At 40.9% G+C, this 20,447-nt stretch carries 12 protein-coding genes; 1 reads left to right on the top strand and 11 read right to left on the bottom strand.

Annotated elements, in window-relative coordinates; translation table 11 throughout:
• Positions 1–36: 36 nt before the first annotated feature.
• From ACJJIY_RS12500 to ACJJIY_RS12455, 10 genes are all read right to left on the bottom strand, one after another.
• Positions 37–1,410: a M23 family metallopeptidase gene (locus ACJJIY_RS12500; RefSeq protein ID WP_445358019.1), complete on the bottom strand. Its 1,374-nt coding sequence runs from the start codon at positions 1,408–1,410 to the stop codon at positions 37–39.
• 9 nt (positions 1,411–1,419) lie between these two features.
• Positions 1,420–2,907: a M56 family metallopeptidase gene (locus tag ACJJIY_RS12495; protein WP_445358018.1), complete on the bottom strand. Its 1,488-nt coding sequence runs from the start codon at positions 2,905–2,907 to the stop codon at positions 1,420–1,422.
• 3 nt (positions 2,908–2,910) lie between these two features.
• Positions 2,911–3,309, bottom strand: a complete 399-nt coding sequence (locus tag ACJJIY_RS12490; RefSeq protein WP_444897986.1) for a BlaI/MecI/CopY family transcriptional regulator — start codon at positions 3,307–3,309, stop codon at positions 2,911–2,913.
• Positions 3,310–3,524: 215 nt separating this feature from the next.
• On the bottom strand, positions 3,525–3,923 hold the full coding sequence (locus ACJJIY_RS12485) for an MAPEG family protein (protein WP_444914306.1): 399 nt from the start codon (positions 3,921–3,923) through the stop codon (positions 3,525–3,527).
• 103 nt (positions 3,924–4,026) lie between these two features.
• Positions 4,027–4,494, bottom strand: a complete 468-nt coding sequence (locus ACJJIY_RS12480) for a hypothetical protein (RefSeq protein WP_444897988.1) — start codon at positions 4,492–4,494, stop codon at positions 4,027–4,029.
• 167 nt (positions 4,495–4,661) lie between these two features.
• A complete protein-coding gene (locus tag ACJJIY_RS12475; protein WP_444897989.1) occupies positions 4,662–5,147 on the bottom strand; it encodes a hotdog fold domain-containing protein in 486 nt (161 codons plus the stop codon).
• Positions 5,148–5,212: 65 nt separating this feature from the next.
• On the bottom strand, positions 5,213–5,464 hold the full coding sequence (locus ACJJIY_RS12470; RefSeq protein WP_444897990.1) for a hypothetical protein: 252 nt from the start codon (positions 5,462–5,464) through the stop codon (positions 5,213–5,215).
• Positions 5,465–6,234: 770 nt separating this feature from the next.
• Positions 6,235–7,206 carry a GlxA family transcriptional regulator gene (locus ACJJIY_RS12465; RefSeq protein ID WP_413662727.1) on the bottom strand — a complete coding sequence of 324 codons (972 nt, stop codon included), beginning with the start codon at positions 7,204–7,206 and terminating at the stop codon, positions 6,235–6,237.
• A gap of 1,296 nt (positions 7,207–8,502) precedes the next feature.
• Positions 8,503–12,495 (bottom strand): DUF6531 domain-containing protein, encoded by a 3,993-nt coding sequence (locus ACJJIY_RS12460; protein WP_445358017.1) that lies wholly within the window; start codon positions 12,493–12,495, stop codon positions 8,503–8,505.
• 844 nt (positions 12,496–13,339) lie between these two features.
• Positions 13,340–15,418, bottom strand: coding sequence for a neutral/alkaline ceramidase (locus ACJJIY_RS12455; RefSeq protein ID WP_445358016.1), 2,079 nt, complete (start codon positions 15,416–15,418; stop codon positions 13,340–13,342).
• A 757-nt stretch (positions 15,419–16,175) separates the two neighbouring features.
• Between ACJJIY_RS12455 and ACJJIY_RS12450 the strand changes: the two genes are divergently transcribed.
• Entirely contained in the window at positions 16,176–19,199 is a 3,024-nt protein-coding gene (locus ACJJIY_RS12450) for a cellulose binding domain-containing protein (protein WP_445358015.1), read from the top strand.
• 105 nt (positions 19,200–19,304) lie between these two features.
• Here the strand turns inward: ACJJIY_RS12450 and ACJJIY_RS12445 are convergent, their stop codons facing one another.
• Complete coding sequence (locus ACJJIY_RS12445; RefSeq protein WP_445358014.1) at positions 19,305–20,435, bottom strand: tRNA-queuosine alpha-mannosyltransferase domain-containing protein; 1,131 nt, start codon at positions 20,433–20,435, stop codon at positions 19,305–19,307.
• Positions 20,436–20,447: the final 12 nt, after the last annotated feature.

The following is a 20,447-nucleotide window of genomic DNA, read 5'->3' as shown; positions in this document are numbered from 1 at the left end:
TAAGGTGAGAGAGAAATAAAAAAGCTTAATTATGAATCATAACTGATTTTGTTGAGCGTACTTTATCAATTCATCTTGAATCTTTTGAACCTGTTGAGAAAATTGATTTAAAGAATCTCCTACCAGCCCCTTACTAATAGGGAGGTCAAGCCTTAATGGATCAACAGCCGTACCATTTTTATGAATCTCATAGTGCAAGTGACGCCCCTGCACACGACCTGTAGCGCCAAGGTAACCGATTACCTGCCCTTGTTTTACTCTTCCCCCTTTACTAATTCCTTTCGCGTACCCCTTAAGGTGCGCATAAATAGTCTTTATCCCAGAGCCATGGCGAATACGAATATAGTTGCCGAAACTACCAAAATAAGAAGCTCGCTCAATAATACCATCACCTGCAGCCAATATCGGCGTGCCTAAAGGGGCTCCAAAGTCCAAACCTTTATGTACTCGAGTATACTCTAGGACTGGGTGCTTGCGGCGCCCAAAATAAGATGACAACCTTGCATTCTCTAACGGAGTACGCATTAGAAACCCTCTAGAGCCTTGGCCATCAGGGTAATAATAATCCACCCCCTGAGGCCCCTCAGTAGAAAACCGATATAAACTTATTTTTTCTCCACTAAGAATAAGCTCAGCAAATAAAATTCTATTTAGTTTTTCCTTTCCAGTTTGGCTATTGAACAAGGTATCATAGAAAACAGAGAATTGATCACCTGCTCGAATCTGCCGTTGAAAATCTACGGAATAACTAAATATTTCATTTTGTTTTGTGAGCACAGAATTAGATAGGCCAGACTCTTTTCCACTTTGGTATAAACTGCCCGAAATTCCACCTTTAACGTAGTATTTCCTGGCATCGACAGGAGATTCAAATTGATTAGCTCTATAATTGTCTCCATGTCTAACCAACTCCAAACTCTCTGCAAAGCCAACAACCAAGGTAAGCTTATTAAGCTTTCCAGTGGTATCTATTGTTAAGTTAAATTCCTTACCAACTGGTAGGATACTGACATTGACATGTTCCGACAAAGCCTGAATTATTTTATACGCTTCTGCACGATCGACTCCACTATCCACCAATAGTGATAAAACCCCTTGGTTTTTAGCTAGTTGAACTTTTTTTGTGCGCTCTAGATATTCTTCCTTAACTCTATATGGAGGGGCCACCTCCCTACGCTGCATCCCTTCATCTTGATGTACCAAGGATAGATCATTGAGTAGGGGCAATGTAAAAGATAAATCATATTGTACCGATTTAACATTGGAATGGTTTTCCAATAACGGCCCTGCTATCGCCAGTGATTGAATCGATAAAAGAACCAGCAACAAAGCCATCCTCCAGATATCGATCAGAAAGAAAATAGTTAATCGCCTCACAGGTAACCCTACTTTTCTTAAGTAATAAATCACACTCCCCCCTTACTTCGCAAGCAAAGTGTCTGGGTTGATTCGCTTGCCTTCTTTGATAAGTTCAAAGTGAAGGTGTGGCCCTGTTACACGCCCTGATATACCCACAGTTCCTATCGCCTGGCCGGCACGTACTGACTGCCCTGCCTCAACCTCCCGCTGATTTAAATGGGAGTACAGGGTTTTCGTATTATTACCATGATCAATAATTATGATTTTCCCATAATTTTTATGCTTATAATCATCAGTAGAGACTATTACAACACCACTTTCAGCTGAAACCACCGGAGTACCAATCGGTGCCGCAAAGTCAGTACCTTCATGGGGTTTTTTGCGAATTTTACTGAAATCACCAAAAGGGCTACTAATACGGGCACTCTCAACCGGGACTGTCAATTTGGTAATCTCCACTGAAGCCATTGTTAATCCCGGTTTTAACAGTAGCCCTCCGAGTATTAAAATGGTTGAAAAACTGCAGAACAACATGGCGCGTAAATAGACACCTAATTCGCCATTATTAGACCCCGCCCTTGAGGCTTCCATAATATTCAAAAGTCTGCGTCGGAAAAAAGGAGCCTGACTCGTACCACCAGAGAAAGAGAAAGCTACAACCCAGTCACTTGTTCTTTGTGAAGAGTTCCGTCGAAGAGTGTCAATCATTGCTTGTGCATAAACACGGTGCAATTCTCGCTTACATGACTTTAGAACTTCGCGATCGCACCCCAACTCTATCGCCCAGCTGAATCGAGACTTCATCCAACCTAAGAAGGGATTGAACCATAGGATGCAAGTAAATATATGCACAATCAGAATCAACAAGGGGTCAAGCCTTTTCAAGTGCCTAATTTCATGCTCAATGATTAGATGACGCTCCGTTTCATTCATTGATAAAATATAGGAGGGAAGCACCAATTTACGATTGAATAGCTGCATCACAAATGGTGTAATCGTTGAGTGTGTTATAAACACCTGAGTCTTACTTCCGATTAGAAAATCACTTTGAGATGAAGTAAAAAACTGGTCAAATTTAACAACAGAAAGCTTATTATTTGCTATTAAACGCAATTTCTTGCCATAGAAAAACTGACTCACTACCACTTTAGATAAGGTAAAAAACACCCCGGACAGATATATAAGCAACCAAAGAAAAGCCAGTAATTCAACAGAACTCAAAGAGGTCGATACATACTCATGCAGAACTATGTTAATTGGTGGTATAGAGGTAGCCTCATAAGCTGGCGGTAATTCAAAATTCAAATCCGGAGCAATACCCAACGTTAACTGGTCGCTCAATTGCGCAAGAAAAAATGGGGAACCGGCAGCAACCATTGCACACAGCCAGAAACTTCGCCAATGGTATATCGCATTAAAGCTGCCTTTATTTCTAGCTGTTGCCAGCCAAATAACAATAAAAACCAACCCCGCCCACAATATTGAGAAGAAAGAAGTAGCTAGAAAATCCAGTGCAAATGGTAGAACTGTAGAGACTATCTCGGCCATAGCCTATTCACCATCCTTGTTGACCGGCTCAGAGTCTGGCCAGGAATCGAGCACTGTCTGAAGCTCCTCGATATCCTTATCACTCATTAACTTACTGCCAGCAAACATCGACACAGGAAGGGGACCATCAAGCTCTAATACTCTTTCAGCGAAATCTTTTGCATATGACGCCAAAGTTTCCACCTTCTCAATCGCAGGCCTATAAACATGGATTCCATGGATCTCAGATTGAGCCACAAACGACTTATCCCGCATCCGATCTAGTGTCTTTCGAGTAGAGGAGTATGACCAACCCAATTCAGGTCCCACCCGATCATGTAACTCTCTGGCACTCAGCGGTTCTCGCCTCCAAAGGGCTTTCAACAGCGCAAGTTCTGATGGGGACGGTTTTACCTTTTTCATTTTATCTTCCCGTGTGACAGTCAGGGCTAGTGTGCGACAAGTGTCGCATTCGGTCAACCACCCTGCAGGGAAACTTGTTAGGTTGTTTTTTATACAGCCAGGATCGTAAACAGTTCTTGCCGGCTGGCAAAAAGTTAAAAGCTATCGATAGACCAATCGATTTTGATCAGTTTAAGCACCAACCAATATAAGGTTTGAAAGCGCTTGCAACCAACTCAAAGCCTCAGGGCTTGCTGCACCAGCGCCAAGCAAAGCCCCAATCCAAAGATATAAGTGCCTACGGCACCCAAGAAGCGCATTGGGTTAGGCTTTGCCATAGTGGAGGGAAATAAGATGCCTGCAACAAAAAGAAATCGACAAGCGGTCAGCAGAATAACAAACCACCAAACCCAGGTAGAAGACTGCCCTAAGCTCACTAAGTAAATAAGTACCATCAAAAGGGGAGCATATTCTGCTGTATTTGCATGGGCCCTTACCCATTTGTGCAGAGTATTATCGGGGTCGAAAGAATGCCCAACTAAAACCTCATACTTACCGCGCCCAACAGTAACCAAGGCGCCGAGCAGAAGGGATAATGCCGCTAAGAGCCCAATACACAAATAGTAAACATTCATAGAAATCTCCATTTCCTATGTTATTTGTACAGGGAGGGCATTTTAAGCCTCGCCTCCCCGCCCTAGTTGTTCACACTATATAAGCATCGTTTTCAGCTACATTTTAAAGAATCACAGCAGTATCTCTGGAGCCTGCCGCGAACAATGCAACCAGAGAAAACTGTGAAAAACCTTGATCAGTAGATAAATACTCTTTACACCAAAACCTAAGTTCATCCGACCATTTAACCAAGGCTTCCTGCCTCTTCGGCTCAGCATCATATTGGGAAGCCAGTCCAGCAAAGTGACAGTGCACAACTACTTTAGAGTCATTGCTCCGACTATCATCAACTACAGATACCGTCATAGAAGCAGATACAGACTCCCAACTAATCAGGAAGTACAGAGAAGTATCACTTACATTTTCATCAAGCTTGGAAATTGCGAGCTGTAATACTTCGGAAAGGTCCTGATAAATGTCATCAGTCGCCAAGGCAGTACTTTCCGATCGGTGTAACTCATGCTCCGTAGCAGCTTTATTTTCACCACCAAAGAGGCATGTCGACTTTTCTATCTGCCAAGCCAATCTCATAAACCCTCCAAATACATCAAGACTGAACAGAGAAATATTCTACGAGATTTATGAGTAGAGCACACTTCATCGTCTCCCAGCCGGCATACTCTTCTCCATATTCAAGCTCAAAGTAAGGCAATTCCCCTTGTAAACACACCAAGAATTGACCTCAAATGACAGCTCTACTACTTCGCGCTGGGGCGCTCTGATACACGCATGGTAATATCGGCATGAAATACTTCCTCTCCATTAGTATCAATAACGCTCACAGGCATAACAACATCGCCAGCCTCGATGGTTTTATACCCTGGATACTCACAAACGGCTCGCAGATTAGTCTTCGCCATCTTTAAGTACTTGACTTCCATCCCTACTGGTATCCAGCGAAAGCGTCGATCCAAAGACACATCCAAACAAACACCGCCAGCCAATTCAGCGGCGTTACACATAGCGATAGCGTGTACAGTACCGATATGATTTGTCACGCTCCAACGCTTATTCAGTAAAACCTCCACTTTACCCGGTGATAATTCCAAGAAACGTGGCTTGATTGAACGAAAATACGGTGCCTTAAGTGCCACTAATTTAGATACCAGCCAGCGGCCCAATGCCGAGCTGCCAAATCGCCCCCAAAGATTAAGTACCGGGCTTTTAGAAGATTGATAGTCCACCTTACCTCGCCATCCTATACATCGAACCGCCACTCTATATGGACGGTCTTAAGCTATTTAGGCCACTATATATCAACTTCCGGTAGTCCAGGATAATCAGATCTATCAGTTTTATTGACATAGGCTATTCCAAGTGCAGAAATGCCCAAGAGGAGGTTTGGTTCATAAGCGAGTGCAACTAATAAGGCTAGAGCTAATAATTTGTATTCCTTAAAAGCATATCCATTAATAGGTAAAGTAACTATATCTGCAAGCTGAAAGACATACTTAATGAAAATCGCCACTACGCACCCTGAAAGATTGTTTTTGATGTTCAAAAAATTTACCCATGCAATCTTTCACAAAAAAATTTAGATTGAGTACTTAGTTATATGTCAATTAATATTGGAGAATAGATATCGAAAATTATCAGACTAGAAAATCTTAGATTGTATTCTGACCATACTTCTCACTGCGGCACTTACTTTACCCATTTCTAATACACCTAATTATCACAATAAGTCCACCATAATTAAGGGGGTATTAAACATTTTTCAGAAATTTAATACTACAAAGGGTATCGTGGCAAGTCCACAGCCCACCAACAATATTGGACTCCCAGAATATCTACACCACTAAAGGACTCCTTTTCATGAGTCTAATTTTATTTAGCCACAAATCTATCACTATTTTTTCGTCACACCTATATAGATATCGGGATATAATTTTATGGCTATATCACTTACCAATTGCTACCGGCCTGGTCCTAATAGAGATCGAGAAGCTCAAACTCTACCCGCGAAGATTAGAGCTTCTAGTTAACACAAAAATTTAATTCCTATTCATGGGACCGACTCGGTCAGCCCTAGTAAGGATATATAATGGAGAGAACCAAGCTGTGTAAATTATCATATAAGAATAAAAGCCAGCTAAAAATTTTTTACTCAGATGCAAATCTAGTGGAGGCACCAGCACAAAGCAAGGCAAGGCAAGGCAAGAAGAACAGAAGTTTCTAATAAAAATGTTATCTATATCTTGTAACTAAGGATAAAAATATCTTTTCTGAAAATGAGACAGCCCCACCGAATAGACTGTCCCATAAATTATCTCACGACAACTTTCGACGGTATTCCCTCGGCAACATACCCTTATTTCGGCGAAATGCCCTTCTAAGCTGCTCTTGAGACTTAAAACCACAGATAGTAGCAATACGCTCCTGTGTTAACGCTTGAGTTGCTAAAAGCTGGCAAACCTTTTCAATGCGAATTTTCTCAACGAATCGACCTGGAGTTACTCCCATATCCCGAGTAAAGCAGCGAGCAAAGTTTCTCGGGCTCATAGATGTCTTTTCCGCGAGACTATTAACGCATAAAGTTTTATCCAAATTACTATGAATCCATTGCACCAGCTCTAAAAAACGATCACTCTTTAACTGGCTCATAAGATAAGTGCTACTCTGTTTATGATCTCCATCTCTCTTGAGATATAAGACCATTAATTGAGCAACAGCTAAAGCAATACCCCGACCAAAATCATCCTCTACCATTGCCAAAGCCATATCAACCCCCGCACTAACACCTGCAGAAGTATATATATGATCATCTTTGACAAATACAGATTCTGAATCGACATCCACTTCTGGGAATCTCTTCAGCTGATCAATATATCTCCAATGGGTAGTGGCACGCCGACCATTTAGCAAACCTACTTTTGCGAGAATCAGAGCTCCATTGCCAATAGAGCCTATACGCTTAACTAAACCAGACTGAAGAGAAAGCCATCTACTCAAACATTCACTGATATTCAAATCATCAGCAGCATTAAGATTACCGCTCACAAGGAGAGTATGAATTCCTCTTGAATCAGTAAAACATCTATCTGAGCATATCCTTAAACCTGATGAGATTTCCTTGGTATCTCCATCTTCGGCTAAGAATTCAACCTCATACTGATCATCACAACTAAAGCCCCTATCCTTTAGCTGCTGATTTGCCAGCGAAAACACTTCTGCGGGCCCCATTACATCTAATGAGTGTGCCCCAGGGTAAAATACGATAGATACTTTCTTTTTACAGTTCATTTTAAATTGCAGAATAAGCGTAAAACTATATACCAAACTCAAAAATCACTGTGCGGATTACTAACTTATTAAAAGAAACTTCAGGAATACTATCTTGGGTAGCCCAACCACCTCAGAGGAAGGTGAAAAAACGCCATAGCGGAAGCTGAATAAAACCTAAATAAAATCCAGATTAACTGGAAACACTACTAATAAGTTAATTCTTCACTTGATCTGAGTAATATACCAGGTGGCTACTACCCAATAGTGAGAATTGATCACACGATGATTCTTACCCCAATTAGAGACTACAGGCAAACACACTATCCATCAGCCATACTCTCATCATCCATATACATAAAAATGCTATTTAATAAGGCACCTTCAGAACCAATATCACAAACTGTTAATCCTGTATAATTAAGCAATCCTGACCCTAAGGTACCAGCTTTTTCTATTCTGTAAAGTAATAACGATATTTTTTTTCGGAATATATAGTCGTATATGAAACAGCCCTGCATCCTGCCAAATAAACTTTGATTGCGGCCAATAATTACAACAAAGAAACACTACCCAGCCACATCAACAGAAGAGCCGCTTCAAAGACCTAACGCCATTAAAGGAAAAAGATAATCATTCCTAATAAAAGGAACTGTAAATATCTAAAGTCCTATTCATCTCAGATAATATGAATTGATTCAAGGCAAGAAACAAAAGAAACTCACATTTATCGCCTAAAGCCTTCGCTCTATCGTATAACGACCTAAAAGCCCGCAAGAAGTGCACCGCCGTACCACTTACTTATTCGCTCATATGAGCATCAAAATATTGATGATCTCATAGAAATTTAAATAATTTATCGACTCAAATAACCTCAGGCTTAGTAAGCTCTCTAACATATTGTTACAGTCGGTTGGGTGCTGAGCCCCATAGCTGGGACTTTCGAGGGTTATTAAATATAGATAGGCTTCAGACTACGCATGGTAATCTGCTATTTCCAGGGCGGATAAGCAAAGACTACCGACAACCTTGGCAGGATAGCCAAGACTTCAGAAAGTGAGTTTTCATTATTTATGGAAAATAACACACTAAAGCTATTGCCCTTTATGTTGCCGAAAGCCCTATCTAGCAATTTAACCCGCATAGACTTATATAAGCTAAAAAGGATAGCAACTTGTCTTCATGTAAAGAAGCACTGAATATGATTTATCTCAAAATGCAATACTGCTGTAAAAACTTACGCAAATTGACGTATTCAGGCTTTCGAGTTAACCCCCTATATCACAGACAACTTATAAGCCTTTACGAAATAATACTTCATTTACTTTGATCGTCATTCTTAAGCTGTTGAATAAGCGTATCACCAGACCAAAAGAATCTGACACAACCATCATAATTTTCCTTTCTTACACATCGCCCCAAGGGGTCGTATTGATACCGAATCACATCCTGAAATTTCTCTACACCTTTTTCTACTTTTAGATTTTCTATTTTTATCAACTTTTGCTGACAATTATAATGGTATCGAATCCTCTGTGCCCCCTCCCCTCCAACTTCTTCAACACGACCTGTAGAAGAGGTATAACCACGGGATATATTGCCATTATCAACGATTCTATTCTCAATAACTTCTTTGCCAGGAATCTGACTATCAACCTTACTCGTCGAGTTAAGCTTACCTAGGAGACTATCAGCGGGGTCATAAATTAAGAAGGCAAGAAGCTGATCTGAATCACTCTTACAAAAGTTATGAACATTAAAGATATTTTTATTAACCTTGCCGGAATGATTAACTCTGGCAAGTGAACAGCTACTATTCGGCAATAAATTCAAAATATTTGTAACTGTATCAATTGGCCTTTCAAACTTACTGACAATAAAGCCTTGCACATAAACCTGAGGATCATAATTGTCCAGAGGTTTCAACCCTTCGGTTGTTTTTATCAACAAAGAATTGAAATTTCCATTTACTGAGGAGAAGGGTGAATTCTCAGATTCCACAGAATGATCAAAGATAAATTTAACATCTTCTTTTCTGGATAGTGAAGTTGCCGTAAGATTACCTAAAATATCATACTTATAACTGAGCTTACTATCATCTTGCCATTCCGCTACAATACGACCACTAGCATCATATTCCCACTTCAGACTACAGTAATTATTTTTAGCTTCGATCAGTTGCCCTAGGCAATTATATCTAAAGCTATTAACGCCCTCTAGCGTAGTTTCTTTTATTAACTGGCCCAGCAAATCACGTTCAAAGTAGATATCGGTACCAATGCCTGATTGAGAAGCAATTACTTCCGTAGAATTTATTAAGTGGCCAGCGACATTATATGCATAGTGGGTAACACGACCATAGAAATCCTCCTCTTCTATTAATCGATTATTGAGATCATATTTCAGCCGATAACACTCACCCTTTTCATTTATAAGGCAAATTAAATTGCCCTCTCCATCATAATGATATTCTAATTGACTGCCACTGGAACTAGTCTTGCTCTTTATTTGATGGAGTGCGTTATAAGAATAACGCGTATAATTCCCATCCTTATCTAATATTTCTGAAACTAATCCATGCTGGTTAAATCTGCACTGAATATCTGTATCTTTTTGAGCAACCTTAACATTGATCCGACCCTGATCCTCATTCTTGCAAGAAGCCTCTTTCGTCTCAGCAGGCGTTAACAATTCCGTGCGAATATCAACATCATATCTACAATCAATAGATCGTCCGAAGGGGCAACTTATTCTTAATAGCTTATTGCTGCTTCCCCACAGATAACTCGTAACATTACCTAATGAGTCACTAATAGAATTAATCATGCCAGCAGAGGTATAGTCATATTTCACTTGGTTGCCGAGCGGGTCTTCAGCTAGCACCAGCTGTCTTTTTTTGTTGTAACTATACTGCCAACTGCTATCTGATGGATCAGTATACTTTGTGGCGAGACCTTCATTGTTATATTCAATTTGATAATTATTACCGGCCACATCTATCTTCTCGGTCAAGCGACCCTGATTGTCATATCGGAATAACTCCTCACGTATAGTCCCATCAGTACTGGGTAGCCGTACTTTTGTAACGTGACCTAGATCGCTGTATTCATACCACGTTTCTCCACCTTCAGCATCTTGATGGAATGTGAGTAATCCGCGATTATTGAAGTGAAAACGTTGCCGTCCCCCTCTCGTGTCACACATCGTTGCTCCGTGACCACTTTCCTCCCAGATAAATTGATAACTGTAAGCAGCTTTTTCGCCAATAGGGTCCCCCCACTGCCGTATACAATGCGCTGAACTACCCTCAGCATCCCACTGAAAATAGAAACTATAACCAGTTTTTAAAGTTCTTTGTTTAATAAGGCCTTTGTGATAAACATACTTTTCATTATTGCCAACACTGTCTACAGCTTCAGTCAGATTATTTTCACTATCAAAGACATATTGAGCTACTACTTCAGAACTTCCCGAATTATTTTCTTTTGTCAAAGTATTTATAAGGTGACTTTCAGGAGATTCATCAAGCGAGCTAATGTATAAAATTTCACCGGAACTACTCTCGACCGATCTTAAATACTCCCCTGAGTAGTTGAATAAATAAAAGTTATCGTTATCATCCCGAATCTCAGCGAGCTTTAACGCACCAGTTTCACCAGTAGCTTTAAAATGTCTTTGTGCTCCATTGGAAATTCCATATGTCGTAATGATCCAATGCTCATCGTTTACTCGCGTGAGAGTTAATCTCTCATAAATATTATGACTGCGCGAGCTATTTCCGGGAGCTGGCAAGCTAATTATTCTACCTTCAGAATCAAAGAAGAGTATGGGCTTGCCTGGACGCCAAACCAAGCGCTCGCTAAATGTATGAGTCCAGCCACAACCCAATCCGAAATTTCTTGAATTACTACTGCGATAGGTACGAGTTACCGATAAGGGTAGTGCCCCCTCCAATACCAAATCTTCTAAAGTAAACTGAACCTCTCCAGTTTTTAGATTTACAGACCTAGTTACTTCACCAGTAACATTATCGCTCTGACATATATCGGAGTTATAATTTTCACCTACTTCGCTAATGTAGTTATCAGTATCATATGAATAATCCCTGACACAATTTATCTTATAAAATTCAGACTTTACATCATGGGGCACTGTGAAAGCTTGTTCTCTACCCCTTTTATTTTCTCGCAGCTCGTTACCCACTTTGACTTGCACTAAATTTCGACTATTTTTTCGGGGTGCAGCTATTTTGGGGGTTTTCTTTCCGGATACAGCAGTGCTTTTGCCTACTGTCGGATATCCTGAATTTTTAGCAAGTATTTTCCTTTGCTTTTTTGTCCTGGCAAAATCAAACATTAAATCGCCAATATTACGGAAAGCATTCACTAAGCGCTTATTCTTAGTTAAGGATGTTATAGCTACATCTCCCTCAGTCAATGCCGCAAGTGCTATAGTCAAAATGATCTCAAAAGTACCACTTGCAGTTAAGTTTGTGTGCTGCAAGCTATGTTGTGTTTTGATGTAGTCCTGGGCAAAATGAAAAACTGCTCCCCGAAGAGTTGGGTCACTATAAATAACTTCAGCTATGTTGAAACTCAAGCGGAGCTGCTTTTTTGAAACAGAACTGGGATTAAAGCCTAGTACATCAATCACACCTCGATACAGGGAGGTTACACATTCATCAGCTTCTTCTTCTGGAGTTTCTTCATATAAGACATAATTGATTGCTGCAGAGCTAAACTCAAATGATTGACGTGCTGGACTTACTATTTTCTCAACATCAACAGCACTCTTTGACCAAATCGATAAGCGCCACACAGAACTGTCAGTTTCTTTTACTTTCTTTTTTACAGTTGTTACACGCTTCACCCAACTCCAATCAGTTTGCTGGCAAATAAAAGCCTTATCTGCAACTTCCTGCGTAATAATTTGCTGCAAGCCCATACGAATCTTAGCAACCAACTCTGTTTGTAGATCCCCCAATGCCGAATATGGCAGTGGTGCCTCTTCAATAATCAGTTGATCCTGAGTCAATGCCAGATAAATGGCTTTATCCCGCTCATTAAGATAGCCAGGCGCATTACTTAATCGCGATTGAGATGGGGGACGCTCTTGCTCAGGGTCTATATCTGGCGCAAAGGTTGTGTATAAGCCAAGGTACTGGTCATATACTAACTGAAGAGTGTTAGTATCGAACATCCTCAATAATTCAGCAGCATCAATCTTTCTAGAGGGACCTGTTTGGCATATCCATCCAGGCCTCACCGCATAACGAGAGCCCTGAGAGTTTTCGATATAGAGCTGTATCAAAAGTTAAATCCTGTCAACCGCTGACCGACAATTCTACGGTCATCAAAAAACGAATCCATTCGAGGCACCTAAACCAGGTGCCCATCTTCTACATAATCATTTCTACTTGAACGATTTTTCTTTCAAAAGACGAAGAAATACATTTCAGCCTTCTTACATCGGTATTAAAAAATCGCCTGAACCAAGAACAGTTTCTGTGTCCAAAATTTTGACAATGAGTGTGAATTTTAGTAGTGCGTGTTTCAACGCCGGGAGCAATAAGCTCTCGATTCACATTCAAGTCTTCAATATCACAAGCAAAATGTTAAAAGTCAAAATAGCAACATCAAAAGCTATACCAATAGGAAAGCCATAATTCATCCACATTTAAAGACTTTTCAAATGATCTAAACGAAATAGATATAATCCCTATCTAATAGCTACTAGGCCAATCCTCCAAGATACCTAACATACCACCATCTTTCGGAGTGGCTAGAAATTAGGTGAAAGCTAACTTAATTTGTATTGTTGAGATAGGAGAAAACGATTACAGGAGAGTACACTGCATATAGTGCAAGTAAATTTGACTAGGATCAAAGAAAGAAAATCACAGACAAGCGATATATAGCAGCATATTCTGACAAAAAAGTACCATTTAGCGACATTAAATATAGCTTGAAGTTATGGGTGATAAACTAATCTCAAAGAGAACACTTGAACTCTATTAAATTTTTGCCGTAATTTATAGTATTCGCTCAAATGTATAATAAACACCTAATAATGATTCAGCGGTAGAACATATCACGTCTATTACAAGTATCGACATACAAATCGGCTAGATTGTCCAGCCGATCTGTAATGAGCACTAATTGCTAACAGTAAAACTACTCGACTTACCTGAATAGCTGGAGATCTTCCCAGTCCAACCACTCTTCCAGTTACCAAAGTGCTTTATTCGGTAAGTGCCTGATGGCGTATCCTCTCCGATGATCCACTGTCCTTCAGCAAATGAACAGGCCATACAATCAATAGCCGTATCTCGTGTCCAAATAAAGCGTGTATCCAAATCATCATCGGTAAGATAAGTTTCCCAACTACCGTTAACTTTACGCTGCACTTCAATGAACGTACTCTCAGTCTTCGGGTCATTACGGGGATGGCCAGAACGGAAAGTGACAGATACAGTATCGCCAGCACTGTAGCTGGTACCTACATCATCCCAGACTTGACCAAAAGACTCCCACAGGCGTTTATCATCATAAACAACCCCAATTACATTAATGATTTGGTCATCAGACAGATCTTTCGGAGTAGGCCCTGCAGCAATATCTACGCCATTGACCATAGCATGTGTCATTTCGGTATAAATCTGTCTGTAGGCTGCAAGGGTATTGGGGCCGTATATGGTATGTGCTCCCTCATAGTGCTGCCTATCAAACTCTTCAGGGGTAGTTATGTAACCGGAATAGGCATTTGCCAAACCGGCAATCACCACAGTGTTTACACCGCTTCCTTCAAAAGCTGACAAGACTTCTGCTTCAAGACGTCGGCCTGCCATAGTCGTCATTTCACCCGGCGCGGCGACCAAAGCAAGTGAGCCTATGCGAAACATTTGGAAAGGTAGGTAAGGGGTATAAAGTGCTTGGCCTATTACCTCACGCTGTACAAATGTAGGTTTGGGGTACTGGCAGGGGTCATCCTGAGTATCCTCATATACAGCGGCTGCAGAAAATGCACTCATCAGGCCAAAAAGTGGATAACCATTAATCGCTGATTCAAATAGTCCCACATCTCTATCCCAATCCACCCCCTCATTTTCAACAGACATTCCCTCAAAAATACCATCAATATTGCTGGGACCGTCCCAACTTGATCCTGCAGTAAATGACCAGCCAACAGCACCTTCACAAATATCTATTTGCCCCTCACCGGTAAATTCACCTGCTACAGTATAGCCAGGGAAATAGATATGTTGATGTCGATAATCTAATCCACCTTCAAGTTTCACAGTAGCTGATTGGTAAAGAAACTGAGCTTTTGCAACTTGCTTTTCAGCAGATAAAAGTAAACTTTCATACTCAGAATTTCCGCATCCATCCCTAGGGCCACAAATATTCGGAGACGCATCACCTAAATTACTATTGGCAAATGCCGCAGTAAATTGACTTGCAGCACCCTGCTCGGCAGCCCAAGACTCCAGCAACTGACTCGCCGCCCCCTTATTATCCCCGCTAAGTTGCCGCTGCCCTGTCCCTAAAGAGACATTGTGTACTGCAAACCAATTAATAACTCCCAGTGCTTTGTTGTTGGCATCAACCAACTTGAGTTGGGTCATGGTTTTATTGGTATCGTATTGATAGTCGCTTGCATCAGTATTTTCTGAATAAGGGTATGGGTTTCGATTGATACTGGTATCGAGTAGTATCCCCTGCTCAATAAAGATATCACCTGGAGTTAGTCCACTATCTGCTTCAACGATTGACTGAAAAATACCATCAACAATAGCGTCATAGTTATCTTCCGCATAACCGAGAGCACTCATATTCAACATGACATAATGATCATACCCGCCAGGACCTACATGGGTATGTGTAGCAGTCAGCATCACATTCTTTTCGGTGTACTTACTATTACCATAGAGATTTTTTAATTTATCAACGACACCCTGCTTCACGCCCTGCGGAATACCTTGCAGATCTGCTGATACGAATACCAAACGCTTATTTTCAGAGCTATCAGAAATTATGAATGCGCGGGACCATAAACGGGTATGAATTCCCTTGGTTGTCTGCCCCGTTTCTCCATATCCTACCATTCCAACATCTGCTGCTGGACCAGTTATATCATACTTACCAACACCAACACGCCAGTCAGATGCTATAACAGTAGAAGAAGCTCCAATAAATACTATTAAAGCAATGACGTAACCATTAATTATTTTCATTTTTTCTCCAGAATCTATACACGCAGGAGTACATTCGCCAGTTCACAGAAGTGAACGCGCATCCTTTTCGTTGAAAGTTGATATCTGAATAAGCCACTTCCGATCGACTCGAACGCGGCTCTCTAGATAGTTAGCCAATGTAATCTTGACTTTTATTATCTCATCCTGAAAAGCGGCTTTATTATTTCAAAAATACACATAGTAGCCATAACCTCCCTGCTGTCAGCACACTGGAACTGAGAGTACAGCTCTAGTACGCATGTTCAGAATACCCTAACTGGCTGTATTTGGTAGCACCCGCAGAGTAATTGCCCGCCATAAATCCATTAATTTAGAGTCGAAAGCAAAATAATTTTAAATATGCGAAGATTTTCTGAACTACGGCAAACCTAAATATTTACAATTCAAGCAAGTACAATCTAAAAATGAGTGTAAAGAAAGGATAAATTAGGAGATTTGAATTACGTTTAGAGAGGAAATGTAAAAAACTTTCGCCATTCAAAATTAGCACTCAATCAGTTTCCAATTATATTCCATCGATTGACCTCTTGTTCACAAAAACAATTAAATTAGCAATTAATTAGGCAAACACCTGTACTTAACATTCAAAGTTGTCTTGACAGGAAATAAGGTGGAAGTTGAATATCATTAATAATCGGCCCTTTTAGCATTTGACGTCCCTGACTATAAATATGTGAACTTTATGTAGCTATCAATATCTGACTACTCTGCAGTACTCCATATAGATACATAAATAATGCACGCTAAACTTCTCACCCTCTCAGTTTTTTCCATATTGACCTTCTTATCCCTACCATCCCTGGCCGGTCAAAAGTGCGATGTACAAATGACGATACAGAGCGAATGGGAAGGCGGATATATGGCTTCAGTGGTTGTACGTAATACAGGTACCGAGCCAATAAGTGATTGGGAACTTTCATGGCAATGGCCCTCAGACCAAGAAGTCACACATATATGGAATGCTACTTCAGCGCAGGATGAAAATCTGATCTCTGTAGTTGGAAAACAAGGCTTTATAGGAGTACCCATTGGCCAAGCCCAATCTTTTGGTTTTAATATTCGCTACTCGGGTGGTAAACAGAAGCCTGCTCATATTAACGCTAGTTGCAACAACACCATCAATAAACCAGATCCGACCCCACCTTCACGAGACCTGTTAGACCCCCTTTCACAATACAATTTAATTTTAGGCACTCAAACGATAAACCCTAGGTATACATTTACAGATAAGGGATCACTTGTTGAAAGTGCTGAAGCCATTTATTCAATGGGCTCTAACTTACTCAAGATTGCCCTTTCTCCGAGCCTATATAACGAGCTAAGTAACTCTGGACTCGACTATCAATTCAAGCGGATACTGAAAGAAATACCAGAATTTCAGCAAGTCTTGGAAATGGATTTCTCCATCTACATGTTTTGGGTCGAGGACTCCGGTTCCTGGATGGATAACAAAGGAATGAGTGAAGAAGAGCTAAACTGGCAATATGACAAAATTTATTCGTTGGCTGAATATTTACTAACTGAATATAACGGCTCCGGTAAGACATTCATGATCGGGCATTGGGAAGGCGATTGGAACCTAGTTCAAAAAACTGATGGTACTAGAGATGACAGTCAGGAAACTATCCCTCCTAAGCGTTTACAGGGTCTAATTGACTGGATCAATATTCGACAAGAAGCCATTGACGATGCCAAGGCAAATATCACCCACTCTGACGTTAACTTATATCACTATATTGAGGTCAATAGGGTTGAATCTGCAATGCAGGGCAAAGAACGAATAACCAATGCCGTACTTCCCCATACTAATGTAGATTTGGTGTCTTATTCAGCTTACGATCTCACTACCAAAGAAAAGCATTCAGATTTTGCCACTCTACATAGTGAGTTGACCTCAGCACTGGAATTTATCAACTCAAATCTTCCCAAAAAATCTGGGCTACCATTTGAAAAGCGGGTTTTCATTGGCGAATATGGTTACGGAGAGTCCTGGTTTAAGGATTGGGGAGCCCGCTCTGGCGAAGCCCAGGATATGCTATCACGCAATGTAATAAAAACGGCACTCCAGTGGGGTGCTCCATTTATTTTGTACTGGCAAATGTATGACAATGAGTATGATAGCTGGATCAATGAATTCGCTGGCTACTGGCTGATTGACAAGGATGGTAATAAAAAGGAGATTTATAAGACTCACCAAGAGTACTATAAGGACGCGAGAGCATTCTTAGATAACTATTATATGGAAAACTCCTCCCTTCCGTCAGAAAGTGAATTTCGAACCTATGCCTTAAAATGGTTTGAATCATCGAAAATCCCACCACAACAGCCCAAACCTGACACTCCCCCTACTATACCGGAAGAACCCGGTGAACCTTCAGGCCAGTGTAATGTGGAATATGCAGTGCAAAACGATTGGGGAAGTGGCTTTATGGCAAATGTGGTTATTTATAATAAAGGAAAGACTTCTCTCGATAAATGGCAGCTACAGTGGAACTGGCAAGGTAACCAATCAATCACAAACTTCTGGAATGCACAAGTCGCAGAAAGTAACGGGACTATAACTGTTACTAGTGAATCATCTATTCCCGCAGGAGAGGCACGAGCTTTTGGGTTTAATGCAAATTACTCTGGAGAAAACACCCCACCAATTATAATTGGCAACTGCACGGGTACACTCACAACAGAACCTTCACAACCTAGTCAGCCCCCCAATCAGCCCAATGAACATTCAGATAGTAGCAGTATTAAGCTATGGTTTATTGGTGATTCGATTACTTACGGCATGACAACACTCCCTTATAATTCAAACGGATTTCGTAGCCAGATCTGGAACTATCTTGCCAAAGCAGCCGATGGCAACTCAATCTTTCCTATAGATCAAGAATCTACCAGTGAGCAGCTAATTCTAAAATACAATGGAAAACAACTAGAAACGATTGGCACTATCACTGGACCAACAGGCCCTGACGATATGTCTCAACAGACCAAGAATTACTGGCACTCTGGGATACCTGGAGCTACAACCAGCGATTTACTTTGCTACCTTGATCCGATAGGCCATCAAATCACCCCGGGCTACAATTTCACCAACTGCCTCAATTCCATCAAGAACTTCAATCAATTTCTCAGCGAAATGTGCAGGGAGAACGAAACTAGTACAGGCTGGCTCACTAATCAAGCCTGCAATTTAATGCGGGATATAACCTCTGAGGATAGCGTTGTCATACCTATACAGCTCGGCACTAACGACATCACCTTCCTTAGCATGAATAATGCGATTGATTGTAGCCTTCCCATACAAGAAAATAGTGAATCCGCCCAGAAGCTAAATATGGTCGTTAGTAAGATAATATCATCACCCAATAATATTCAAGGCATATCAATAATAGATAGAATACAAAATTACTTTGAGAGCATAGATATTCCAACTGAGAAAATTGCATTCGTAATTTCAACTATCCCTCGTCGAAGTGATTTAGACGGACAAGATCCGAAAAATTACTGTACGGACTTTTATAATCAAAAAATCAGGAAGTCACTATCTGCGGCCTCCAATACCAAAAATATTTTCTTAGCAGACCAAGGAAATATTGTCCCAACTGGAGACCCGGTACACCCTACAACTGAGGGCCACAATATTATGGCTTGCAACTTACTTTATGGTAAAAATCTTGGCCATTCAGATATTCCTTCTTGTATTCTTCCCAGTAATATCCCAGATAAAGGGCTATTGAAAGCAATAGATCATGTATCCAATTAGCTAGGATTTCGCTTAACAGGCCCTGATTAGAAATTTTCAGGGCGCTGCTTTTACTCACCAATAACTTTGGGAGCCTTTATAAAACCGACTTCTATAGTAGCCGACCTAACTCTGAACCAGATTTAAGAACTGCTTCCTATATTCTGCCCAAATCACTTTCCCTGAGAAATTACTTAAATCAACTTTTTTTAATTTTGAACCCGATAGAATCGACAAAAACATTGATTCCAGCTTTTTTACTGCATCATTACAGTTTGAATAACAGAAGTTTTCGGAATAGATCTCTGGGTAGCACTGTTCATCTGGCACTAGCGGGGTCGCGCCAAGAATAGCTGCTTCCATCACCGCCAGCCCCTGGAATTCATGGTAAGCCGTAGAAAGGAATATATGGCTATGTCGCAGTACTTGACGATAGTCTTTAGCGCTTTCGAGATACCCGAGTACCAATAAATGGTCGGCAAACTCTTCTTGTATTTGAGCAAACTCAGCAGGGCTATTACGAAATGACTGCCCCATTAGATTAACAAGAAACTTAACATTTCTGGCTTTCAAGCCCCGAAGGATATCCAGCAATCGGTCCGCACCTTTGTCATATTCCCAACGGGCCGCCCAACTGATAATCAAAGTATCTTGACCTATCTCGCCCCCATAAATGCTCTCTGCGCAAGAGTTCCAGGAAAAGGCCTCTTCAGTTTTCGCACTATCAAAAACGATGTCTTCTATTGGCACAGGAAGAACTCGCGACTTTTCCTCAATCTCCTCACAAATTCCGGGAGGAACACAATCAGGAAAGCGCTTGAGTAATTTCTTTACTCCTCCTAACAAGGTACTGCGGTTGTATTCAGAGTTGAACAAGACCAGATCACCGGACAAGGCCGTGTAAATATTCAACAACTGGGGTTCTACCGATCGAAACGCATCAGAGCTCACTGGGTAAGCAAATTGATTCTCATGAAAATATACAACTGTAGGCACCCTAACGATTTCAGGAACTAAACCGCGCAAGGCACTTAGATCGGTCATTGAGGTTGTAACAATAAGGTCCCAACGCTGCTTCAATATTTGCGCAGTTTCCCCTCGGCCCCAAGAAAGGCTATTACCACGGATTCGCCAGCTAAAGTATCGCGGTGGTAAGGTTAGTACGGTCCATTGCCAATCAGAAAATGCCGCTGCCAGCCCTTTACGCCAACGCTTGTGACTGTCCGCATCATAAGCGGAGAGTAATAAAACTTTCATTAAATAGTAACA

The sequence above is a fragment of the Microbulbifer maximicatervae (SeqCode) genome, assembly GCF_052468155.1.
This window is presented reverse-complemented; position numbering and strand designations above follow the sequence as displayed.

Bases quoted from the DNA above. Each gene is read 5' to 3' on its own strand.
- ACJJIY_RS12495 (WP_445358018.1), bottom strand. From the start codon at position 2,907: ATGGCCGAGATAGTCTCTACAGTTCTACCATTTGCACTGGATTTTCTA.
- ACJJIY_RS12490 (WP_444897986.1), bottom strand. From the start codon at position 3,309: ATGAAAAAGGTAAAACCGTCCCCATCAGAACTTGCGCTGTTGAAAGCC.
- ACJJIY_RS12485 (WP_444914306.1), bottom strand. From the start codon at position 3,923: ATGAATGTTTACTATTTGTGTATTGGGCTCTTAGCGGCATTATCCCTT.
- ACJJIY_RS12480 (WP_444897988.1), bottom strand. From the start codon at position 4,494: ATGAGATTGGCTTGGCAGATAGAAAAGTCGACATGCCTCTTTGGTGGT.
- ACJJIY_RS12465 (WP_413662727.1), bottom strand. From the start codon at position 7,206: ATGAACTGTAAAAAGAAAGTATCTATCGTATTTTACCCTGGGGCACAC.
- ACJJIY_RS12455 (WP_445358016.1), bottom strand. From the start codon at position 15,418: ATGAAAATAATTAATGGTTACGTCATTGCTTTAATAGTATTTATTGGA.
- ACJJIY_RS12450 (WP_445358015.1), top strand. From the start codon at position 16,176: ATGCACGCTAAACTTCTCACCCTCTCAGTTTTTTCCATATTGACCTTC.
- ACJJIY_RS12445 (WP_445358014.1), bottom strand. From the start codon at position 20,435: ATGAAAGTTTTATTACTCTCCGCTTATGATGCGGACAGTCACAAGCGT.